A 467-nucleotide genomic window follows, 5' to 3' on the forward strand; every position below is an offset into this window, starting at 1 on the left:
AAACCGGCCCAGGTGCGGGCGGCCGCCGCCGAGACCCCGGTCTACTTCTACGCGTTCGACCTGCTGCGTCTCGACGGCATTTCGTTGCTGCGCAAGAAGTATCGGGATCGTCGCACCCTGCTGGAGGCTCTGGGCATCGACGGTGACGTGTGCAGCACGCCGGACCGGCTGGACGGCACCCTGCAGGAGGCGCTGGCCGAGAGCAAACGGTTGGGACTGGAAGGGGTGGTGGCCAAGCGCACCGACTCGGTGTACCTGCCCGGCCAGCGCGGGTCGGCCTGGCTCAAGTTCAAGCACTCGCTGCACCAGGAGGTGGTGATCGGCGGCTGGCGGGACGGGCAGGGCAACCGGTCCGGCAGCATCGGCGCGTTGCTGGTGGGGGTGCCCGGGGAGGATGGACTGGCCTACGCCGGACGGGTCGGTACCGGATTCTCGGTAGCCGCGTTGGACAAGCTGCAGGCCATGTT

General features: G+C 68.7%; 1 protein-coding gene. It reads left to right on the forward strand.

The window, feature by feature from the left end; all coding sequences use genetic code 11:
- Window positions 1-467: ATP-dependent DNA ligase (locus tag D7Y13_RS42475; protein ID WP_439329266.1), on the forward strand; the 467-nt coding region annotated here is incomplete at both ends.

The organism is Corallococcus praedator, assembly GCF_003612125.1.
GTDB classification, from domain to species: Bacteria; Myxococcota; Myxococcia; order Myxococcales; family Myxococcaceae; genus Corallococcus; species Corallococcus praedator.